This window comes from Apilactobacillus sp. EABW-1NA (genome assembly GCF_030398685.1).
GTDB classification, from domain to species: domain Bacteria; phylum Bacillota; class Bacilli; order Lactobacillales; family Lactobacillaceae; genus Apilactobacillus; species Apilactobacillus waqarii.
The window spans coordinates 1-4,084 of the sequence record NZ_JAPDKO010000044.1 but is presented as its reverse complement, the minus strand read 5'-3'; the positions used below and the strand labels follow the sequence as shown (position 1 = coordinate 4,084).

Below are 4,084 nucleotides of genomic sequence, written 5' to 3'. Positions count from 1 at the left end.
GAATAAGCAGAAACGGTTGCAACAGCAAAACCACCTACCGCAATCATTGTGTCGATAGTCATTTCTTACCACCATCCTCTTTTGGACTATGAATAGCCATAAGGATTAGTACAAAAGAAATCGCCCATTCAATGTTGTAGTGAGTTTCAAAAACTCCTCTAATAGAAAAGGCCGTACACACAAGTACGACCATAAATATTGATACGATATAGGTGAAATTTGATAATTTGCGTTTGTTACTTAAAATACCTGCTAACAAAATAAAGCCAACCGCTATTAGTAAAGTGTTAAACCATAAGTCATCAGTCATCCCTCCAAGAAAATCTAACTTTTCTTTGTGATGATGTACCAATGTGAACTGAGGGTTATCTAAATAGTTCAAGTGAAACATTCCATAGAAACCAACTAAAACGTCAAAAAGAAAAATACAGAAGTAGTAATATCTATTCTCTATCCTCTGTTTCAACAAATTCATATAATCACTCCTTTAAATGTGCATAATAAAAGCACCTAACTAAATTAATAATTAGGTGCTACATTTGTGTATCTAAATTCTTAGGAGCGTTATATTGTTGATTTTGTCTTTGCTGAGCATTAGCAATTGATTGCTTATTTAGCTCAACCAATTGATTATATTCATCCTGATTAATGAATCCATAATCTAGATAGAAACTGAAATCAACTTGAAACTCATATTCTGCTAATGGTTTTAGATCATTAAATGATGGGAACATTATTTATCACCTCCTTGTGATGATTGACTTTGTTTGTATTTAGCAAGTTCTGCATTGATTTGTGCTAATTGAGTCATATATGCAAGAGATTGTTTTTGCACATTTTGAATTTGTTGCTTTAAGTTATTATTGTCAGCATTTGCGTTATTTAATGCCGTTTGTAAATTAGCTTTATCAGTAGCAAGATCATCAATTGTTTTTTGCATATCTGTAATTTGTTTGCTCATACCTTCAAGTTGAAGTTTAACACTTTGAGCATCCTTTTCCGCTTGAGATAACGGTATTTGATTTGGTACGATTAATACTCCATTATCATCAACGTAACATTTATTTGGTCTTGATAATGCAGCAATTGCTTGGTCATTTGTTAATCCCTCAATGCTTGTATATCCGTCCAATGCTTCTGTTGATGAACCTGATAAGTATGGTTTATCAGTATCTGAAACTTTTACATAAATTTTCATTTTTTAATGCTCCTTTATTTAATTTAGTAGATTGATTTAAAACCTGTGTTACCCCAACTATTGCAAGTTTGAACCCAACAATTGTTGGTATTGTTATAAATGAATTGTTGGACTACTCCTCCACCGGCGTCAATTACAACATAGTTTCCCCACAATTTTTGGTTTTTCCAATCAATATATTGTTTACCTGCTAAGTTGTAAATACCGGGGGTTTGCACTTTATATAAATAGTCTTCGGTAATATCACCCATAAATCTTAAACCTTGGTAAGCTGTAGCTTGAGCTTGACCTGCTAACCCGTTAGCTTTAGATGCAATGGTACTGGCATCACTGATTGCTTGTCCTAGGTCGGTGATTGTTGCATTGATTTGGTCGATTGCACTAGTTGTGGCCAATGTTTTCCAATCATTTTTCCAAGTGTTTGTGGCAGTACGGAAGTAAACACTATCAGTGATGATGTATTGAGTTTGCTGTAAGTTTCCTATCAACAATACAATTCCATATGGATTTTTAAGATTTATTGGAGCATTTTTCGGAATTTGTCCTGCTAATTCATATATTGAATAATAATCCGTTGCAATCAATTGGTTTAAATCGTCCGTTGATTTTAAAACACCAACAAATTGCATTGTTTTACTAATATCATTATTAATATCATTAATTTTTTCATTGAATGTATTAGTCAAATTTGTACTTAGATTGGTTAAGTCAGCTTTCTTTGCAAATCCTAAATTAACCATTGTTCCATCAATATCTTTTTTAGCAAGATATACATCATCTTTAACCGTTAAATTAACTTGTTGTGAACTACTAAATCCAACAGTAATTGAAACACTTAATTTAACAGGTGTCCCTGTATCTTTTTCAATAACAAATGGATCAACTGCTTTTGATACTGATAATAAAGTTCTTTCAGATGAACCATCATAATATCCAAATAAACCAACTAGCATTGCAGGATAATTGTTAGTGTTTCCTGTATTTGAGATAACTGATGTAGCAGTAAAAGAATTATCATTTTGAGATACGTTGTTGATATCAAAGGACATCCCATTACTGAAATCTTGAGCAGTCATTGAATCAATGGTTTTATTGCTTGGTACATCAGTATTTAAAATAATAATTTTGTCTAGAACTGCTGATTTTTTATTAGCAACCAAACCAGACAAAAAAGAGCTACCATTACTGGTAACTACTGCGCCATTATATTTCATTTTTTCCTCCTAAATACTTATTTCCTTACTAATAGATATTTGTCCACCAGTAAAGAGTTGACCGCTACTATTAACAGCAAAACCAATCTGATTGATTGTATATCCTGTTGCCGTAGCATTTTTTAATTCTTTAACTAAATATGGAATCAAATTAGCATGTTGAATCGTATTAATATCAATACCCTTGATTTCAACCGTGTTAACTAATCCATCATTTAATCGCCCATTTGAATAAACTCTTGAGTTATCTAAATGAACGTCTGTTGGCTGACAACCTAATAGGTTACTAGTAATACTAATTAAGTCTTTTATGCTACCTTTTGACCTGCTAGCATAAATGTGCGACTTAATTAAAAATCTGTAGGTATCATCATCTAACCCATTACGATTTAAGTCGTAGTTATCTCCAATATCATCTAATTCCAAGCCATGAGCATAATTAATATCATGTGCTTTGTCTTGTTCATCAAGATTTAAAGATGAATTAAAGTAAATACCATCAATAGACTTAATAAACTTGTCGAAGTTACTACCTTTAGAAATGTTAAATCCAGACATGTTTTTAATATTGTCTTTATGGTAATCATAGAAGTTTGTACCATTTTGTAATGTGTCGTTGTCATTAGCCATGAGTAATCACATCCACATCATCATTCCTAGTTAGTGCAAATTCAAAGTTAGCCAGTTGTAAATCGTTTGAAGTATATGATGATCCATCTGTACTAATTTCAATTGAATTAACTTGTTTTATACCAATTAATTGATATAGATAAGGATATAGTTTATTTAGAATAACTTTATCTCCCATTTCAAAATTAGATAGATAATCCTGAACAGATTGCTTAACAGCATCTTCATCAAATCCTTCGCCAGTTGTAATATCAATTTTGAATGAAATTGTTTTTTGTTGCGCTCGATCAAAGTTAACAACAATATCATTACCATATACATTTACATGTTTAGTAATAGAGCCTACAGTTGTTGCACCACCAGCCAATACATCAGCTAATTTATTAGCAATATCATCATCAGTACCACCAACTACATAAATATGAATTGTATTAGCTGGATTACCATGTTCATCTGTTGTCTTAGATTGATTATTCTGAATAGTTACACTAGTAACACCATTTACATTAATCAATGCTGTCCTAATTCCACCAACTGTTGGATTTTCTGGAGAATATTGATTAATTGTTCCACGATTACGAAAATCATAGTCACTTTCCAAGTCAGCACCACCTGATGCCTGCATTGGATTATCTACGCTTTCAATTTCATCAACTGGATTAGCTTGATTAATAATCGTATGTGCATCTACATTTGTTGAAGCTGACGCTTCTTGTGAATGAACAATAACAGTAGCATTACCATTCTGATCTATTTGAACATCATCATCTGATAAAAATGAATCGCCTTTATCGGTAATGAATTCGGTTTGAGCAGGAATTAAATAACCAGAAGTACCAGTTATATTTAATGTAGCTTCTGCATATTGTGCTTGATGTCGTTGAATTCCTAATGAAGTTCCTAATCTATCCATTGAAACTCCAGAAGCAGTTAACCAGAAATTGTTATCATAGACGTTTTGAGCAACATTATCGCATTCAACAATTCTGTTAGCCAACATCTGTGCAATTCTTCCCATTGCTGAACCATCAGAAACATCAGT

Annotated in this window: 6 protein-coding genes; all 6 read right to left on the bottom strand. The window is 32.3% G+C overall.

Annotated features, from left to right (window positions below; genetic code table 11):
* Positions 1-58 precede the first annotated feature (58 nt).
* Positions 59-475, bottom strand: a complete 417-nt coding sequence (locus OEZ61_RS07840) for a hypothetical protein (protein ID WP_160184556.1) — start codon at positions 473-475, stop codon at positions 59-61.
* 58 nt (positions 476-533) lie between these two features.
* A complete protein-coding gene (locus tag OEZ61_RS07835; protein ID WP_160184555.1) occupies positions 534-734 on the bottom strand; it encodes a hypothetical protein in 201 nt (66 codons plus the stop codon).
* The gene (locus tag OEZ61_RS07830; protein WP_248597413.1) at positions 734-1,198 is read right to left on the bottom strand and encodes a hypothetical protein; all 465 of its coding nucleotides are present in this window, start codon (positions 1,196-1,198) and stop codon (positions 734-736) included. Before OEZ61_RS07830 ends, OEZ61_RS07835 begins: the two co-directional genes overlap by 1 nt.
* Before the next feature lie 23 nt (positions 1,199-1,221).
* Positions 1,222-2,412 carry a hypothetical protein gene (locus OEZ61_RS07825; protein WP_290047338.1) on the bottom strand — a complete coding sequence of 397 codons (1,191 nt, stop codon included), beginning with the start codon at positions 2,410-2,412 and terminating at the stop codon, positions 1,222-1,224.
* A 9-nt stretch (positions 2,413-2,421) separates the two neighbouring features.
* A complete protein-coding gene (locus OEZ61_RS07820; RefSeq protein WP_290047335.1) occupies positions 2,422-3,042 on the bottom strand; it encodes a hypothetical protein in 621 nt (206 codons plus the stop codon).
* The coding region (locus OEZ61_RS07815) for a baseplate J/gp47 family protein (protein WP_290047332.1) at positions 3,035-4,084 on the bottom strand (1,050 nt) is incomplete at its 5' end. The genes OEZ61_RS07820 and OEZ61_RS07815, both read right to left, overlap by 8 nt.

Coding starts and splice junctions, on each gene's coding strand:
- OEZ61_RS07840 (WP_160184556.1), bottom strand. CDS start 475: ATGAATTTGTTGAAACAGAGGATAGAGAATAGATATTACTACTTCTGT.
- OEZ61_RS07835 (WP_160184555.1), bottom strand. CDS start 734: ATGTTCCCATCATTTAATGATCTAAAACCATTAGCAGAATATGAGTTT.
- OEZ61_RS07830 (WP_248597413.1), bottom strand. CDS start 1,198: ATGAAAATTTATGTAAAAGTTTCAGATACTGATAAACCATACTTATCA.
- OEZ61_RS07825 (WP_290047338.1), bottom strand. CDS start 2,412: ATGAAATATAATGGCGCAGTAGTTACCAGTAATGGTAGCTCTTTTTTG.
- OEZ61_RS07820 (WP_290047335.1), bottom strand. CDS start 3,042: ATGGCTAATGACAACGACACATTACAAAATGGTACAAACTTCTATGAT.